This is a genomic window from Pontibacter sp. H249, from assembly GCF_037892465.1.
Classification (GTDB): domain Bacteria; phylum Bacteroidota; class Bacteroidia; order Cytophagales; family Hymenobacteraceae; genus Pontibacter.
The window spans coordinates 121,133-137,910 of the sequence record NZ_JBBKTR010000002.1 but is presented as its reverse complement, the minus strand read 5'-3'; the positions used below and the strand labels follow the sequence as shown (position 1 = coordinate 137,910).

The window sequence follows — 16,778 nt, the reverse complement described above, 5'->3', positions numbered from 1 at the left end:
AGATTAAATAAAATGGCAAGATATACTGGTCCTAAAAGCAAGATCTCCAGAAAGTTTAATGAAGAGATCTTTGGCCCAAGCAAAGCGCTAAAGAAGAAAAGCTATCCTCCAGGGATGCACGGCCGTGGTCGTCGTAAAAAGCAATCTGAATATGCTATTCAATTAGCAGAGAAGCAGAAAGCTAAATATATATATGGTGTTTTAGAGAAGCAATTTGCTAATCTTTTTGAAAAAGCACACAGAAAAGGCGGTATTACTGGTGAAAACTTATTGATTCTTTTAGAGTCAAGATTAGACAACACTGTTTATCGTTTAGGTATAGCTCCTACAAGAAGAGCTGCACGTCAGTTAGTGCTACATAAGCATGTTACTGTAAATGGTGAGGTGGTTAATATTCCATCTTATAGCTTAAAAGTTGGTGATGCTGTAGCAGTAAGAGAAAAATCTAAATCTCTTGAGGCTATTACTACTAGCTTATCTGTGCGTAATGCGCGTGGGTTTAGCTGGTTAGAGTGGGACGCAGCAGAGATGGTAGGTAAGCTAGTAGCTACTCCGGATCGTGAGCAAATCCCTGAGAAGATTCAGGAGCAGCTTATCGTCGAGCTTTACTCTAAGTAATCAGCTTAATCAATTTTTAACCTTTAACACTGCAAGTATGTCAATATTAGCATTTCAAATGCCAGAGAAAGTTGTAATGGAAAAAGCTGACGACTTTCATGGTTTATTTGAATTCAAGCCGCTTGAAAAAGGTTACGGTGTAACCATTGGTAATGCGTTACGCAGAATTTTGCTTTCTTCACTTGAAGGTTATGCAATTTCTAGCATTCGTATACCTGGTGTACTGCACGAGTTTTCGTCTGTTGAAGGCGTGGTTGAGGATGTATCTGACATCATTCTTAACTTGAAAATGGTTCGCTTTAAAAAGATAAGCGAAGTTATTGATGATAAAATTACTGTTACTATAAGTGGTCAAGATACTTTCACTGCTGGAGATATCAACAAATTCTCTTCTAGCTTTGAAGTTCTAAACCCAGAATTAGTAATCTGTCATTTAGATAATAACTTATCATTTGAAATTGAGCTAACTATTCAGAAAGGGCGTGGTTATGTACCTGCTGATGAGAACAAAGCTCAGGATCAGGTTTTCGGCCTTATCTCTATCGACTCCATTTTCACTCCAATTAAGAACGTTAAGTTTAGCGTAGAAAATACGCGTGTAGAGCAGAAAACTGACTACGAAAAACTTATACTTGATATTCAAACCGATGGATCTATTCATCCTGAGGATGCATTGAAAGGTGCAGCTAATATTCTTATTCAGCACTTTATGCTGTTCTCTGACAATACAATGACGTTTGAGACTGCTAAACCTGAAGAAGAGGAAGCTGTAGATGAGGAAATGCTTCATATGCGTAAGGTTTTAAAAACCTCGCTACAGGATATGGACTTGTCAGTTAGAGCTTATAACTGCTTAAAGGCTGCCGATATTAAAACTCTTGGCGACCTAGTGCAGCTTGATATTTCTGACATGATGAAGTTTAGAAACTTTGGTAAGAAGTCTTTAACTGAGCTGGAGAACCTAGTGCAGGAGAAAGGTTTAACCTTTGGTATGGACCTTTCTAAGTATAAATTAGAAGAAGAATAATTAATAATTTACGGCATAATTCCCGATCCCGTTTAAGGTTGATCGACGGTATGCCCGTGCACAAATCATTATAATGAGACACGGTAAAAAATTTAATCACTTAGGAAGAACAGCTTCTCACCGCAAGGCAATGCTTTCAAACATGGCATCGTCTTTAATTTTACACAAGCGTCTTTCTACTACAGTAGCTAAGGCTAAAGCATTACGTAAGTATGTTGAGCCTCTACTAACTAAGTCTAAAAACGATACTACTCACTCAAGAAGAACGGTATTCGCTTACCTGCAGAACAAAGAGTCTGTAAAAGAGCTTTTTGATGATGTATCTGCAAAGATTGCTGGAAGACCAGGTGGTTACACTCGTATTCTTAAAACTGGATACAGACTAGGTGACAACGCAGAGATGTGTGTTATCGAACTTGTAGACTACAATGAGGATATGTTAATTACAGCAGCAACTGCTACTGCAGGCGCTAAGAAAACTCGTCGTCGTTCTGCTGGAAAGAAGAAAGATGAAGCTTCTGCTACTGAAACAAAAGCAGCTGCTACTGAAACTAAAGACGAAGCGAAAGATGCTGAATAAGCTTAGCTTTTAAATATTTTGAAAGGGACATGACGTTAGTCGTGTCCCTTTTTTATTTTTGTAGTAAATCTTGAATATGAAAAAGCACATATCTTCTGAAGCTGTTCTTTTATTAGAGGACGGAACAATTTTTAAAGGCAAAAGCTTAGGTCGTATTGGTACGGCAGGTGGCGAGCTTTGCTTTAACACAGGTATGACTGGTTATCAGGAAATCTTTACAGACCCTTCATACTTTGGCCAATTGGTTGTTAATACTGTTTCACACGTGGGTAACTACGGTGTGCAGCAGGAAGAAGTAGAGTCTGATAAAGTGCAGATTTCTGGTTTAGTTTGTAAAGATTTTTCCCATTTCTTTTCTCGTAAAACTGCTGAAGGCTCTCTGCAGGAGTATTTCGAAAATGCAGGAATAGTAGGTATTTGCGAAATTGATACACGTGCTCTTGTTAGGCATATTCGTGATAAGGGTGCTATGAACGCAATTGTTTCTTCAGAGATAACTGATATTGAAGAGTTGCGTATGAAGTTGGCTGAAGTACCTTCTATGGCTGGTTTGGAACTTGCTTCTCAAGTGAGTACTCATGATGTATATGAGTTTAAACCTGATGAGGTTAAGTATAAAGTTGCCGTTCTTGATTTAGGAGTAAAACGAAACAGCCTCAGAAATCTAGTTGCCAGAGGCTGCGAGGTAAAGGTGTTTCCGTATAACACTCCATTCGAAGAGATGGAAAAGTGGAATCCAGATGGTTATTTTGTCTCGAACGGTCCAGGTGATCCTGCTGCAACAAAGGTGGCTATTGATAGCGTGAAGCAGATTCTTGATAAGCATAAGCCGATGTTTGGTATTTGTATGGGACATCAGATGTTGGCTCAAGCTAACGGTATTGCTACCTATAAAATGCATAATGGTCACCGTGGGTTAAATCATCCTGTAAAAAATCTGCTTACAGGACGAAGCGAAATCACTAGCCAGAATCATGGGTTTGTAGTTGATGCAGAACAATTGAGAAATCATCCTGAGGTAGAGGTAACGCATATCAACCTTAATGATGACACTATAGAAGGTATCAGAATGAAGACAAAGCCGGCATTTTCGGTGCAGTATCATCCAGAATCTTCTCCAGGTCCACATGATTCAACTTACTTATTTGATGACTTTGTGGCCCTATTAGAACAGAGTAAAAACAAGTAAAACTATAGTTTAAAACAATCCAATGAGCTTGATAACAGATATTAAAGCAAGACAGATCTTCGACTCTAGAGGTAATCCTACTGTTGAGGTAGATGTAGTAACTGAAAGTGGTATACTTGGACGTGCAGCTGTGCCATCTGGTGCATCTACAGGTGTGCACGAAGCTGTTGAATTACGCGACGGCGACAAGAGCAAATACATGGGCAAAGGTGTACTGCAGGCCGTACAGAATGTAAACGAGAAAATTGCTGAAGAGCTTATTGGTTTCCCTGTATTCGAGCAAAATCTGCTTGATAAGATCATGATCGAGCTGGATGGCACTTCTAACAAAGGTAACTTAGGTGCAAATGCTATACTTGGTGTTTCTCTTGCAATTGCCCGTGCTGCTGCTCAGGAACTTAACATGCCGCTTTACCGCTATGTAGGTGGTGTTAATGCTAATACATTGCCAGTTCCGATGATGAACATCCTGAACGGTGGTAGCCACGCAGATAACTCTATCGACTTTCAGGAGTTCATGATCATGCCAGTAGGTGCATCATCTTTCTCAGAGGCGCTGCGCATGGGTTCTGAAGTTTTCCACCACCTGAAAAATGTACTGAAGAAGAAAGGTCTTTCTACGAACGTAGGCGACGAAGGCGGTTTTGCTCCTAACATTGCTTCTAACGTAGAGGCTATTGAAGTGGTGCTTCAGGCAATAGAGGCAGCCGGTTATAAGCCAGGTTACGATATGATGATTGCCATGGATGCTGCCAGTTCAGAATTCTATGACAAATCTACAGGACTTTATACTTTCAAGAAATCTACCGGTGATAAGCTTACATCTTCTGAAATGGTAAGCTACTGGAAAGAGTGGACTGAGAAGTATCCAATTGCCTCGATAGAAGATGGTATGGATGAGGATGACTGGAACGGTTGGAAAGAATTGACTGACACTATCGGTGATAAAGTACAGCTGGTAGGCGACGATCTATTTGTAACTAACGTTGAGCGTCTGCAGCAGGGTATCGATAAAGGTGTAGGTAACTCTATTCTGATCAAAGTAAACCAGATCGGTACGCTTACAGAAACCATTAACGCCATTAACCTTGGCCTGCGCCACGGCTATAAGAGCGTTATGAGCCATCGCTCTGGCGAAACAGAAGACAACACCATTGCAGACCTTGCAGTAGCCTTAAATACCGGACAAATTAAAACTGGTTCTGCATCACGTTCTGATAGAATGGCAAAGTATAACCAACTGCTTCGTATTGAGGAAGAACTAGGCGAGGTAGCCTATTACCCTGGCAAAAAATTCTAAAAAAGCACAGTATAAAATATTTATCTGTAAGGCTGTGGGTTTTATAACTCACAGCCTTATTTTTGTATAAGTACCTCTTATACTTTTATCCTATGATCAAGCGCATCCCTAAGTTTTTCCGCAACTACTACTTTATTACCTCGGCTGCGTTCCTTGTTTGGATGCTCTTTTTCGACTCTAACGATTTTGTAACGCAGTTTCAAATGAAAAGGGAACTGAGTAGGCTGGAGGCTGAAAAACAATATTACCTGGATAGGATTGAAGAGGTACAGAAAGATCGTAAAGAATTAATGAGCAACCCAGAACTGCTGGAGAAATTTGCCCGCGAAAAGTACCTGATGAAGCGCCCTAACGAGGATGTGTTCATTGTTGTGCCGAAGAAAAACTAGACCTAAAGCTCCGGATTTTAAGGGAGCATATAAGTTATACTTTATAGAAGGCGGTTCAACTGAGCCGCTTTTATTTTTTTACTGAAACCTGTCTGTTAGTGGCTTTAATACTGCCTTAGGCATAAATGTCATAAGAATGTCGTAGAAGTACCGCAATCATTTAGGGTGTTAAAGGGTAATATTGAGGATATAAACTATAGCAAGTATGAGCAGACTAGGTCAAAAAATATCTGAAATCAGGAAGCGGAAGGGGCTAAGCCAGGAGGAGCTTGCCGCGAAGGCAAGTATAAACCTGCGAACTTTGCAGCGAGTAGAGAAAGGTGAAACAGAACCAAGAGGCTATACTTTAAAATCAATTTGCCAGGCGCTTCAAGTTGATGTAGAGGAAGTATACGACTATAACAAGGAGGCCGACAGAAGTGTACTGTTGCTGCTGCACCTGTCTGTTTTGTCATACTTTATGGTACCTCTGGGTAATATTATCTTCCCGCTTATTATCTGGATTACTCAGAAAAGGAAAGTGCTGCATGTACAGGAGCAGGGGATTAAACTGCTAAACTTTCAGATTACCTGGTCTTTGATAACCTACCCTTTAATCGTGGTTTATGGAATAATGAAAATACTACACTACCCAGGGGCTAATTATGCAATTACAGCATACCTGGTGCTATACTTTCTAAACGTGGTATATGTAGTGAGGGCAGTTCTGCTTATTTACAAAGAATCCGATAAAAATCTTTATCCGTTAGCCCTCAACATAATAAAACCATAATGTGGAGAGCAGTAACCAACCATCCTTAATCCCTCCCCAAATTATTCGTAACTTTGTGCCGCGAGCCGCTGTTCTTTAAACAGAGGCCTCATGTAAATCTGAAACTATGGCAAAAGTTGCAATAAACCTTTCAACAGGTTCCATACAGCAAGAAGAAGTAATTGTAGGTATAGATCTGGGCACAACAAATAGCTTAGTGGCCTACATCCATCCTGAAGACAGAAAACCTATCGCGATTAATGACCAGGGCCAGGGAACTATTGTCCCATCGGTTGTTCACTTTGCAGCAAATGGCGAGACAATAGTAGGTACTACAGCAAAAGACTACCTCACTACAGACCCGGCAAATACCATTTACTCCGTTAAGCGCCTTTTGGGTAAATCTTATAAAGACCTTGGTGAGCACAAAGACTACTTTGGTTATAAGATAATTGACGATAACAGCGAAGGCTTGGTAAAAGTACGTGTGCAGGATAAGTTCTACTCTCCGATAGAGCTGTCTGCTGAGATCTTAAAAGAACTGCGTGAGCGTGCCGAACATTCGCTTAAAACACCGGTTAACCGCGCTGTAATTACTGTACCGGCATACTTTAACGACTCGCAAAGGCAGGCTACCCGCGATGCTGGAAAGCTGGCAGGTTTAGAAGTGCTACGTATCGTAAACGAACCAACAGCAGCTGCACTGGCCTATGGTATCGGTATCGACCCTGAAGAGGAAAAAACCGTTGCCGTGTATGATTTAGGCGGAGGCACCTTTGATATTTCTATACTTAGTATCCACCAGGGTATTTTTGAGGTACTTTCTACTAACGGCGACACATACCTGGGTGGCGATGACTTTGACCGTGCTATTATCAACCATTGGATTCAGAATAACGAACTGATTGCGGATACAGTTAACGAAGACAAGCACCTGCAGCAGGAATTGCGCCTTAAAGCAGAGGAAGCAAAGAAAGCCCTAAGCTCGCAGGAAGTATACACCAGCAATATCGATGGTACAATAGACTGCCATATAGAACGCCATACTTTTGAGACACTGATTGCGCCGATAGTTGCCAAGACCATTGAAAGTTGCCGCATGGCGATGGCTGATGCGAAGCTGCAGCCGGAGCAGATCGATGCTGTAATTATGGTAGGTGGCTCTACACGTGTGCCGATGGTATACGAGGCAGTATCTGAGTTTTTTGGTAAGCCAGCAAACAATTCGCTTAACCCGGATGAGGTAGTTGCACTTGGTGCTGCTATACAGGCCGATATATTGGCCGGTAACCGCAAGGATATACTTTTACTGGACGTTACACCGCTTACGTTAGGTATCGAAACCATGGGTGGCCTGATGGACCCGATCATTCCGAGAAACTCTAAAATACCAACGAAGGCAGGCCGCCAGTATACTACCTCAGTAGACGGACAGGTGAATATGAAGATCTCTGTTTACCAAGGCGAGCGTGACTTGGTAAAGGAAAACAGGAAGTTAGCTGAGTTTGATTTGAAAGGTATACCTGCCATGCCAGCTGGCTTCCCGAAGGTGGATGTGAATTTTATACTTAACGCCGATGGTATACTTAAAGTGGAGGCTGTTGAACTGAGATCGGGAGTACGCCAGGAAGTAGAAGTTAAGCCGCAGTATGGTTTAACAGATGAGCAGGTAGAGCAGATGCTGATGGATTCTATGCTGAATGCAAAAGAAGACGTTGCCGCTCGTATGCAGATTGAGGCACGTTCTACTGCTGAGCAGATGCTTTACCAGGTAGAGCGTTTTATTGACAAAAATGGTGAGCACCTGACACAGCAGGAGATAGAACTAACGCGCAAAAATGTGCAGAACCTAAAAGATGTGCTGGAAGCCGGCGGAGATAAAGATGCTATCTATGCAGCAATAGATACGCTGGAAGAACAGACGAGCCCATTTGCAGAGCGTGTGATGCAGATCTCTATCAAGCAGGCTATGCAGGGTAAGAAGATAGAATAGTATAAGCTTATACTTTAAACAAAAAGCGCTGACAGAATATCTGTCAGCGCTTTTTGTTTCACATCACTTAAGATGTTGCAGTAGCCATTTAACAGTTGTATCAACATCCATAATGGACCAGGAGTGAGGATTTATTGTACCATCGGCGCGATTGCCCTTGCCAATAGTAAGTATAAGTTGCGCCTGCTTATTCCCCATACTTTGTAAGTCAGTGATCATGGCTGTACAATCGGCTGCGTTAAGGTCATACAGGTCGCGGTGGTTCGTTTGGAACTGGTTTACTACATCTGGCTCAGAATAGAAAAGTACAGGCAACTGCCTGAGAGGTTTGATAGCAGTATTGGCTGTGTCGGAGTAGACATAAGGTGAAACTGTATAAAATTTCTCGGGTTCCTGTGCAGGTGTACTGCCGAAATCCTGTTGGAGCATGTTTTGTAACATCCGCAGCATTTGTTTAGGTCTGGCAGATGCATCACGTTGTACTGCTTTAAGTATAGTGCGCTCAAAACGCTCCAGGTCCAGGAGCGGATCTATGGCGAGCAAGGCCGCAACCTTAGGCACTGACGGTGAGGAGAGGCTATACTCGGCAAATTTTACTGCTGTAGTACCTCCCATTGAAAATCCACCAACGGCTACCTTCTTGTCTTGTAGTTTATACCTTTTCTGCACATCCCGCACCAACTGTACAAGCTGTTCCTGTCGTTTATCAGTCAGAAATAAAACGGTATTGTTGCTGATGTTCGGTAATGCCACAAGATAACCTGCCTTTGCTGCCTGTATTGGAAATGCCGATTCCTTTAGTAAATCCACGGGACTCTCTCCAAACCCGGCAAAGAGTAACACCAGGCCTTTAGGCTTACCCGATGGAGGGCTTAATACTAAGGTATAATTAGAGGCTGTATCTGTTGGAGAGACATTGTATAGACGTTCAACCTTTTGTGCAGATGCTATATGCAGGGTAAGAAGCATGAAAAGGAAGAGGAAAGCACGATTACGTAGCATAGGGTAGTGGTGGATAGTTAAAACTCTAATGCCCTCAGCACAATCTGCAGCAATTCGAAGTTAAAGTATAACAGCGTGATCACTACAATAACACCAACCATCAAATTAGCATATGGCTCTTCCTTCTCCCGGACATCGCGCACGCCCCAGTAAATGTAGGCAATAAGTGCAGCCACGGCATAGGCAAGAAAAAGTATAAGTATAGCCAGCAGCACCTCTACAGAAGCTAGCCTCCAGAAGTAGTTTATTCCAAGCCAGGCAATATTCAGTGCCCACATTAGCACCAGCATCAGCATACTTCGCTTTGCAGAACCAAGACCTATACTTCTAAAAACAGATGCCGGAGCTGATGCCATACGTTACTTAAATTTCAACTTGAACTTTTGAGCAAGAGATTCCAGGTCGCGCTCTACCGGTGCCAATAATGGAATACCCTTCTTCAGGCGTTTCTCTGTCATTTCACGTTCAGGGTCTCCGGGTATTACCACGCATTTCTCGCCTTTTACTACGTTAGCTTTTCTGAACGTTTCAATCCAGTTATCCATGTGTTCCTTAAAATCATCTGCCGGACGGAAGGCGTCGATGCGCATGGCTCCTAAAAAGTGGCCAATGCCTTCGCCAACCGGATTTTCTGGTGGAGACAGGAAGCTTACGAATGGTGGTACCCATGGACCGTAGTTGGCGCCTGAAAGTACCGCTGAAAAGATATCCACGATAGATGCCAACGCATAGCCTTTGTGGCTGCCATGTGTTTTATCGCTGCCTAATGGGAGCAAGGCGCCTCCTTCTTTAAGCTCATTTGCATTGGTAGAACGCTCGCCTTCTCTGGTCTGTATCCAGCCGGCTGGTGCTTTTTTCTCTTTGCGCTGTAGTATCTCCAGTTTGCCGTTGGCAGCAGAGGCGGTGGCAAAATCGGCTACAAAAGCTGGCTGGTTTTTAGTAGGTACGGCAACGGCAATCGGGTTGGTGCCTAACATCCTGTCTGTAGAAAAAGTAGGAGCTACAAGCGGTGAGGCGTTGGTCATGGCCATGCCGATCATGTCGTGGTTAAGTGCCTCCATGGCGTGGATGCCGGCAATACCAAAGTGATTTGAGTTCTTTACTGATACCCAACCTGTGCCTACTTTAGAAGCTTTTTCGATGGCGATGCGCATGGCCTGCGGTGCAACTACCAAACCAAGTCCTCCGTCGCCGTCTACAGTTGCGGTGCTGGGGGTTTCGTGTACGATGCGCACCTTTGGCGTTACGTTAATACGACCAGCTTCCCAAAGGCGTACATAACCGCTAAGGCGAGCCACACCATGCGAATCAACACCTCTTAAATCTGCTTCTAAAAGTACCTCTGTTGCAAGCTTGGCATCCTCTGCTGGGCAGCCGATGGCCAGGAAAACCTCCTGGGTAAAATCAAAAAGTTGTTTATAAGAATACATAGAGTATATGCGCTGTTAAAGGGCGGCAAATTAAGAAATTATCAAACCAATGACTCAACTTTATACTTTTCTCGCTTGGTTTTACAGTAGTCTCAGAAGTTTTAATCCTTGATAACGAACGAAATATATACTTTTTATATACTTTCGTGGCTTAATCTATTTTTGTGGAACAGATTTTGTCTTTGGCAAAGTATGTTCTAATGATTACACATATGAGACAAGCTCTACTTCTTTTATCGCTGCTGCTGGCTGTGTTTACGGTGCAGGCGCAAACCAAAATCGTTTTTGAGGAAAACACGTCTGATACTTACCTGATGAAGTATGGCAACAGCAACCAAGCCTCACTCAACAACATCATTACTATACTTGATAATGCACAGGTAACAGCACAAGGTGGTGGCCGCCCAGGCCGCAAGCCAGAGTTTGCGGTTCGCCTGGAGCAGCATGCCCGCATTACCGACACCGGCGATCAGCTGTTGCTGCAGATCAACCTAAAAAGCACTACCGTAACGGGTGATGTGAGTAATAAAGGCTTTGACCTGGCTGATGTGCTTAAACCTGAAGAGCTAAAGTATAAAGTATGGTTGCTGGATGGCAACAATAAAAAAGTTAAGGCTTTTGACCAGCGTTTAAGCTTATATGACCACAACCAGAAAATGCTGGAGGTAACAATTCCAGACACAGCGGCTAACCAAAGCTATAAACTGAAAATAGAGGAGAAGCAGGTAATTTATACTTCTGTAACCGAAAATCGCTTAAAAGAACGGATTGATCTGGTTAAGGAATACTTTGCTGCCGAGGCTAAAATACAACGCGCTTTGCAAGAGGTGGCGCATATTCGTCCGGATGATGTAGACCGCATTGACCTGCAGGACCGCAACCTGAAAGATATGGAAGTGCTGCATGCAAACCTGAGAAGCCAGCTTTCTGAGAAGCTGAATTTGGAGAAGAATGACCCGCAGCGTCTCAACTATAAACTGGCACAGTTGCATGAAACGCTGCAGGATCGCCGCCGTGCCGTTAACCATACGTTGGCTACTTTAGACCAGCAATTCTTTAACCGTGGCCTGGCTTTAATGCAGCGCGGCAACCGAGCCGGCGCACATGTATATTTTGTTAAGTCTGTAGAGGCGAACCCACGCTTTGCACCTGCACACGTAGAACTGGCCCGCCTTGACTTTATGAACGGTTACATACGTGAAGCAAGCAGCCGCACCCGCGACGTGCTAACCAGCATGCGTGTAGACCGCGAAACTGAAGCCATTGCCCTGGATCTGATGTATGAAATTTACGGTGTTATCATTAACAACGGCAATACCTTAACCACACGTGGCGATTACCACAATGCTTTGGCTTCTTTTGCAGAGGCCCGTGAGTTGTGCAGCACCATTCGTGGTTTGCGCTGCAATACAACAGCCTTGGCCGAGGGTGAGGGCAGAGCAGCCTTAGGTGTTTATCGTGGTTTGGTTGATAACGGCAAGCGCCTGCTCGACAGAAACGACTTAAGAGAGGCGGAGCGTGTGGCAGGTGAGGCCTTGGCCTTTCAGCAGGATTACGATTTTGCGCTTAGCCGTGAGCAGGAAGCAACTGAGCTAATGGGCCAGGTAAAATTTCAGTATTACCTGCAACACATCGATTTAGGTAAGCGCTACCTGAGCCAGCAAAACTATGATGCAGCTTTACGTGAGTTTGAGGGTGCGCTGGAGCTGGAGACCCGCTATACTTTTAAGCCTGTGCAGGAATTAGGTGGACTGGCCCAGAAAGCAGCCAAGCCTATACTTTTGGCTAAACTAACGGAAGGCTACGAACAGGCCATGCAAAACAGGTTGAGTAATGCCAGAGCAACAGCTTCTGCAGCAACCGCCATGCAGGACCGTTATGGTTTGAAAAATGATACGGAAGTGCTGAGCAAGTATAACCTGCTGCGTGAGCGCATCTTTACACAAGAGTGCGTTAACACACAGGCTGCCTACGACAAGCATTACCAGAACGCCAGAGACCTGATCAGCCAAAGGAAGTATGTTGCCGCCGACCAGGCTTTTATGGCTGCCATTAAAGCTGCTGAGGGAATGGCAGATTGTAACGTAGCTACCTTTACAGCAAAAGATGGCCGTACTGAGATTCTGGCCGCAGCCACATACCAACGCATACTGGAAGATGTAAACCGTCATGTTTCTGCTAAACGTTATACCGATGCTGTTGCTATGTATGAGAAAGCCAGAAGCTATTATGTAGACAACAGCGTAGGTAAGTATGGCCTGAACCATGCTTCGCTCTTTAACTTTGCAAAGGATAATAGTAAACAGGATTTTACAGCGCATGTAGTTGGTTACCTTGCCAGTATTCAGGAGGAGCAGGTAGCGGTGCAGTTACTTACCTCTTTGCTGGATAGGGGCTATGCCAAGCGCAAAACCAAGAAAGTAGAGGAACAATTGGGTAAGCAACTTGCTGTAAAAGATGCTGGCAACTCAACCTGGCAGGAGACAAAAGTTTTAGCTGCACAGCACAGCCAAAACCGCAAAGACCTGAAGAAGCTGCGAAAGGCTTATGAGAAAGAGGTGAAGAGATTGGGTAAGCTTAGGTAGAACTTCACCCCAGCCCTCCCCTAAAAACAGGGGAGGGCGCTTTTTTCTGCAGTGCCTGGTCCAACCACCCTTGGCCCCCAATGCCGTCAACTTAAGTTTTTTTGTCATCTCGACGAAAGGAGAGATCTTTTTAGAATTCCTTCTGCAATAATTCCAGATAGATTTCTCACGGTGTTCGAAATGAAAGCTTTTTCTTAAGTTGACGGCATTGGGGGGCAGGGGTGGTTGGACCAGGCTATTCCATACTCTCCAGCGCCTGCTGCAGTACACCTTCTTTTAAAGCATAAGCCGATACCCGAATCTCCTGCAGGTTATACTTTTGCAGCACGAAATCTACTACTATACTTGCCAGCACGATCATATCTACACGCATCTCCAGCATACCCGGAATAACCAGGCGTTCTTCGTGGTTTTTGCGGAGCAGGTCTTGGTGTATGCTGTAGTAATTGTCCAGGGTTAAATAAGATGCTGCTGGCTGGGTTTGCTGGCGGGATATATCGCCTTTACTGAGGGCGTCTATGTCGCAAATGGTGTCGAAGGTGCCTGAGGAGCCAACTAATATGGTGGGTTTATACTTTTCTACGGCAGAAGTTAATGGTTGCAGCTTTTCTTCCAGGTAAGTTTTTTCGGCGGCTATACTTTCAGGGGAAATCGGATCTTCTGTAAAGAACTGATCCATCAGGCGCTGAGCACCAACCTCAAAACTCTGCTTCCAGAATATCTCCTGCGCATTGCAAAGTATAAACTCCACGCTGCCGCCGCCTATATCCATGATCAGAGCCGTGTTCTCATCCAGCACACCCGCAGAGCGGACGCCATAGTAGATCAGTTCTGCTTCGCGGGCTCCGTCTATTACTTCTACTTGTATGTCAGTTTGCTTGTAGATGTCTTTTACAAAGTCGTCGCCGTTGGCCGCGTTGCGCACCATGCTGGTTGCCATGGCCCGAACTGTTTCCACGCCATATTCATCTATCTGTCTCCTGAAATCCTTCAGCGTGTTAAGCGCACGTTCTGCTGCCTCTGGCGTAATAGCGCCGTTGCTGATGCCGCCTTTACCCAAGCGTACCGGTACTTTGGTTCTTACAAAGTCATGCAGTTTACCATCTTCGCCTACTTCTGTAATAAGCAGGTGAAAGGTGTTGGTACCCATGTCGATTAGTGCGAGGCGGTTTTTCATGAGGGAGGTGATGTGTGAAGTTAAACTATTTAGCGTTCTATATTTTGCCGATCGGTAGGTTGTTTCTCTGTTCGATAACCTTCTGGACTTTATCGGCTACAAGTTAAGTTACAGTTCTTGTGGTTGCAAATATGCGTTTCATCGTAAAAGTACTTGCCTTAGGCCGCATAGGGTCACAGCTTTTTGATCTTGTTACTTCTCAGGTATAAATCGTTGTAATTCCTGTTGCCACAAGGGGTCTTTTATAACCCGGAGCAAAGCCAGGTTAATAGGCTCTCTTAAAGAGCTGCCAGGTGCAAGCGCAAACGCGTAATAAGTCGGGTCGATCTGCACTGGCTGTACCTGAAGCGCAAGGTCCGGGTCGTTATTAATGGTATACCTCAATGCAGGAACACTGTGTATAACAACGTCCAGTTTCTGCTTATTCGCTGCCTCTAAAGATTCTGTTAGATTGGAAAACTCCTGAAAGGAAACCCTCTCCTCCTGCATATACTGTGCAGCGCCGGAGCCTGTTACTGCTGCTACTTTCATGTTTCGGAGGTCTTGTGGTACAGTTATTTTTTTTGCTGAACTACCCATAACTGCCGAAACGAGGGAAGCTGTGAGCACAGCCGTAATAGCCATGGCTACTAACATCCAGAGTAAGGCAATGGCGCGCCCCCAAAAAGTAACAGGTGCTTTATCCCCGTAGCCTATAGTCGTCATGGTTACGCCTGCCCACCAGAAGCCGGCGCCAATACCCTTTGCCAGGGAACGGTCTCCCCCGAAATTATCCTCGTTCTGCCGCCGCTCTACAAAATAAACAATGGTACCTACAATGAGCAGCAACACCGACAGCATGGCCGCAATATACCAGAAGCGTTTACTGAAAAAAGATTTCGCAATGGAAGAAAGCTTCTTTGTTTGAGATGAGGCAGCACCCACTTGCGCTGTGTGGTAAATGTGGCTAAAGTCTACCTGTGTATCGGCTTCTGCGGTTACAGTTCCTAGTAGAAATACGTCCGCTTTTCCTTGCAGTAACACCTTGCTGGCAGAATCAGGGACTACCTCTACAAAGCGATAGTCTAGATTTATATCCTCGGCTATATCACGCCATAAACGAATGCTGATACCATCCCAGGTTCCGTTCTGGCCTTTGATGATGTAGGGCGGTTGCGTGTGCACGCCAACCACGAGCTGACGGCCTATTTGCGCTCCAGTAGTATCTGTTTGGCCAAAGGCAGTTACTGAAGCTGCAAAGCTGAAAAGGAGGTGAATAAAAATTAAAGCATGTCTGATGCGCATAAAACTAAAACTGATTAACCTGCTGTCAGAGAATGACAACGGGTGTTAATAGCTAATAGTTATATTGGCTCATGTTTGTGTATGGCCTATGTGATGCTATCCAGGCAGGAATATTAGTGCCTATGCCGATAAGTGCGAGGCGGTTTTTTATTTATGTTATAATATATAAATTCTTAAAGTTGAACGTACTTGGCTAAACAGTGGCGCAGATACTGTTTAGGTGTTGTTGTGATTAGTTTTATTCCAAGCCTTTTTCTCTCTTTCCTTCGGCTAAATACTGACCTTCTTTATACTTAAAGGTGTTCTTGAAATTCTTAGTCTCTTTTTTCCCATCCTCACACTCCTCAGTTAGAAAAAAATGCTGATAGTTTATCTTCTCAACAAGGTCAAAATACCCTTTGTCGTTTAATTTATCAGACAGCACAAAGGTGCTTTTTTGTTTATGAATTTCAGTGCTTTCACAATCACCTCCACCGTATGAAATAGAGGTTTCAGAATCCAGTTGAAGCAGACGCTCAACTTTTTCAGCCTTTGCTAACATCAACCAGAATTGCTCTCCGGAGAATGAGGCGGCCCTTGAATTGTTTTTCGCTTCAATCCTTATGGCAAAAGCCCTTTCGTTTGGTGAAATAGTATAGGGTGCAGTGTCAATCCAAATTTTTGATGGAGAAATGGCATCCGCACTTAAACCCCTTTTAAAATTTTGGGAGATGATTTTTTTACTTCTTTTATTCACTAAGGCTACATAAACATCCGCTGTCCAGAAATCTTCGTCAGCATACTCCACTATGGAAGGTATACAAACTATTGTTAAATCTACACTTGCTGGATATCTTTTGACTGCTGCCAAATCAAGAAGAACGCTGTCTTTATCAAGCTTCAGTTCTTCTATTACCCAGGCGAGCTGTTCATTTTCCGTTTGTGCTTTCAATCCTATAGATAGAAGGCAGAAAAACATAGTAAGGCCTAAAAGTCTTATCATTTTATATTTAAATTAAACACAACGTCTTGTGTATACCTTTTGCGAGGCTGTCAGCCGAAGCATAGGGTATAAACCTTGTTAGCGGGGTAGTTCTTAGTTCATTTTCCTGTTATCAATTCTGCTCAGTCAGTAAACTATGGCACTATTTATCATGAAAGTAAATAGCAAAAAAAATGATGCTATTAACAAACAAAAACATAAACGCCAATACTAAAAATACAGCTTTACTTTTGTTAGCCAGATAGGTATACATCAAGATAAGGAGAATCCCTTCTATGCTTGCAAGCAACCATCTGGTAAGCATTTCTACTTCAAAACTTCTTTGTAAGGCATTAGGAATAAATGAGCTATTGATAAACGTGTTTAAGTATAAAATTACAATCAATAGAAAAAGGAAGAATGCAGTATTGGCTATCCAAATTAGGTATGGTTTGAGCATTTTTTCTTTTAAGAGAATCTATAATTCCTATA

Annotated in this window: 15 protein-coding genes; 9 read left to right on the top strand and 6 right to left on the bottom strand. The window is 43.6% G+C overall.

All coding sequences use genetic code 11. The annotated features are described in order from the left end of the window. The first annotated feature begins 12 nt into the window (after positions 1–12). The 8 genes from rpsD to dnaK all read left to right on the top strand — a co-directional run bounded on the left by rpsD (position 13) and on the right by dnaK (position 7,847). A complete protein-coding gene (rpsD, locus tag WG943_RS02845; protein ID WP_340406662.1) occupies positions 13–618 on the top strand; it encodes a 30S ribosomal protein S4 in 606 nt (201 codons plus the stop codon). A gap of 37 nt (positions 619–655) precedes the next feature. Continuing rightward, complete coding sequence (locus WG943_RS02840) at positions 656–1,645, top strand: DNA-directed RNA polymerase subunit alpha (protein ID WP_340406661.1); 990 nt, start codon at positions 656–658, stop codon at positions 1,643–1,645. Between the two features lie 73 nt (positions 1,646–1,718). Beyond that, positions 1,719–2,225 carry a 50S ribosomal protein L17 gene (gene rplQ / locus WG943_RS02835; protein WP_340406660.1) on the top strand — a complete coding sequence of 169 codons (507 nt, stop codon included), beginning with the start codon at positions 1,719–1,721 and terminating at the stop codon, positions 2,223–2,225. Between the two features lie 76 nt (positions 2,226–2,301). After that, complete coding sequence (gene carA / locus WG943_RS02830; RefSeq protein ID WP_340406659.1) at positions 2,302–3,414, top strand: glutamine-hydrolyzing carbamoyl-phosphate synthase small subunit; 1,113 nt, start codon at positions 2,302–2,304, stop codon at positions 3,412–3,414. A gap of 22 nt (positions 3,415–3,436) precedes the next feature. After that, positions 3,437–4,714, top strand: a complete 1,278-nt coding sequence (gene eno / locus WG943_RS02825; RefSeq protein ID WP_340406658.1) for a phosphopyruvate hydratase — start codon at positions 3,437–3,439, stop codon at positions 4,712–4,714. Between the two features lie 92 nt (positions 4,715–4,806). Beyond that, a complete protein-coding gene (locus WG943_RS02820) occupies positions 4,807–5,103 on the top strand; it encodes an FtsB family cell division protein (RefSeq protein WP_340406657.1) in 297 nt (98 codons plus the stop codon). A 205-nt stretch (positions 5,104–5,308) separates the two neighbouring features. After that, positions 5,309–5,875: a helix-turn-helix domain-containing protein gene (locus WG943_RS02815; RefSeq protein ID WP_340406656.1), complete on the top strand. Its 567-nt coding sequence runs from the start codon at positions 5,309–5,311 to the stop codon at positions 5,873–5,875. A 106-nt stretch (positions 5,876–5,981) separates the two neighbouring features. Then, positions 5,982–7,847: a molecular chaperone DnaK gene (gene dnaK / locus WG943_RS02810; RefSeq protein ID WP_340406655.1), complete on the top strand. Its 1,866-nt coding sequence runs from the start codon at positions 5,982–5,984 to the stop codon at positions 7,845–7,847. Positions 7,848–7,910: 63 nt separating this feature from the next. Here dnaK and WG943_RS02805 read toward each other — a convergent pair whose 3' ends face one another. From WG943_RS02805 to WG943_RS02795, 3 genes are read right to left on the bottom strand one after another with little or no spacing between them, the layout of a single operon-like run. Then, positions 7,911–8,849: an alpha/beta hydrolase gene (locus WG943_RS02805; RefSeq protein ID WP_340406654.1), complete on the bottom strand. Its 939-nt coding sequence runs from the start codon at positions 8,847–8,849 to the stop codon at positions 7,911–7,913. A 17-nt stretch (positions 8,850–8,866) separates the two neighbouring features. Then, positions 8,867–9,205: a hypothetical protein gene (locus tag WG943_RS02800; protein WP_340406653.1), complete on the bottom strand. Its 339-nt coding sequence runs from the start codon at positions 9,203–9,205 to the stop codon at positions 8,867–8,869. Positions 9,206–9,208: 3 nt separating this feature from the next. Continuing rightward, positions 9,209–10,279, bottom strand: a complete 1,071-nt coding sequence (locus WG943_RS02795; RefSeq protein ID WP_340406652.1) for an Ldh family oxidoreductase — start codon at positions 10,277–10,279, stop codon at positions 9,209–9,211. 212 nt (positions 10,280–10,491) lie between these two features. Between WG943_RS02795 and WG943_RS02790 the strand changes: the two genes are divergently transcribed. Beyond that, positions 10,492–12,864, top strand: coding sequence for a hypothetical protein (locus tag WG943_RS02790; RefSeq protein ID WP_340406651.1), 2,373 nt, complete (start codon positions 10,492–10,494; stop codon positions 12,862–12,864). Between the two features lie 235 nt (positions 12,865–13,099). On the opposite strand, the gene WG943_RS02785 is transcribed toward WG943_RS02790, so the two are convergent. The 3 genes from WG943_RS02785 to WG943_RS02775 all read right to left on the bottom strand — a co-directional run bounded on the left by WG943_RS02785 (position 13,100) and on the right by WG943_RS02775 (position 16,307). Then, positions 13,100–14,041, bottom strand: coding sequence for a Ppx/GppA phosphatase family protein (locus WG943_RS02785; RefSeq protein WP_340406650.1), 942 nt, complete (start codon positions 14,039–14,041; stop codon positions 13,100–13,102). Positions 14,042–14,233: 192 nt separating this feature from the next. Further along, positions 14,234–15,325: an ion channel gene (locus WG943_RS02780; protein WP_340406649.1), complete on the bottom strand. Its 1,092-nt coding sequence runs from the start codon at positions 15,323–15,325 to the stop codon at positions 14,234–14,236. A 238-nt stretch (positions 15,326–15,563) separates the two neighbouring features. Continuing rightward, the gene (locus tag WG943_RS02775; protein WP_340406648.1) at positions 15,564–16,307 is read right to left on the bottom strand and encodes a hypothetical protein; all 744 of its coding nucleotides are present in this window, start codon (positions 16,305–16,307) and stop codon (positions 15,564–15,566) included. Positions 16,308–16,778 lie beyond the last annotated feature (471 nt).

Coding starts and splice junctions, on each gene's coding strand:
- WG943_RS02775 (WP_340406648.1), bottom strand. CDS start 16,307: ATGATAAGACTTTTAGGCCTTACTATGTTTTTCTGCCTTCTATCTATA.
- WG943_RS02780 (WP_340406649.1), bottom strand. CDS start 15,325: ATGCGCATCAGACATGCTTTAATTTTTATTCACCTCCTTTTCAGCTTT.
- dnaK (WP_340406655.1), top strand. CDS start 5,982: ATGGCAAAAGTTGCAATAAACCTTTCAACAGGTTCCATACAGCAAGAA.
- WG943_RS02800 (WP_340406653.1), bottom strand. CDS start 9,205: ATGGCATCAGCTCCGGCATCTGTTTTTAGAAGTATAGGTCTTGGTTCT.
- WG943_RS02790 (WP_340406651.1), top strand. CDS start 10,492: ATGAGACAAGCTCTACTTCTTTTATCGCTGCTGCTGGCTGTGTTTACG.
- rplQ (WP_340406660.1), top strand. CDS start 1,719: ATGAGACACGGTAAAAAATTTAATCACTTAGGAAGAACAGCTTCTCAC.
- WG943_RS02815 (WP_340406656.1), top strand. CDS start 5,309: ATGAGCAGACTAGGTCAAAAAATATCTGAAATCAGGAAGCGGAAGGGG.
- eno (WP_340406658.1), top strand. CDS start 3,437: ATGAGCTTGATAACAGATATTAAAGCAAGACAGATCTTCGACTCTAGA.
- WG943_RS02805 (WP_340406654.1), bottom strand. CDS start 8,849: ATGCTACGTAATCGTGCTTTCCTCTTCCTTTTCATGCTTCTTACCCTG.
- rpsD (WP_340406662.1), top strand. CDS start 13: ATGGCAAGATATACTGGTCCTAAAAGCAAGATCTCCAGAAAGTTTAAT.
- WG943_RS02785 (WP_340406650.1), bottom strand. CDS start 14,041: ATGAAAAACCGCCTCGCACTAATCGACATGGGTACCAACACCTTTCAC.
- carA (WP_340406659.1), top strand. CDS start 2,302: ATGAAAAAGCACATATCTTCTGAAGCTGTTCTTTTATTAGAGGACGGA.
- WG943_RS02840 (WP_340406661.1), top strand. CDS start 656: ATGTCAATATTAGCATTTCAAATGCCAGAGAAAGTTGTAATGGAAAAA.
- WG943_RS02820 (WP_340406657.1), top strand. CDS start 4,807: ATGATCAAGCGCATCCCTAAGTTTTTCCGCAACTACTACTTTATTACC.
- WG943_RS02795 (WP_340406652.1), bottom strand. CDS start 10,279: ATGTATTCTTATAAACAACTTTTTGATTTTACCCAGGAGGTTTTCCTG.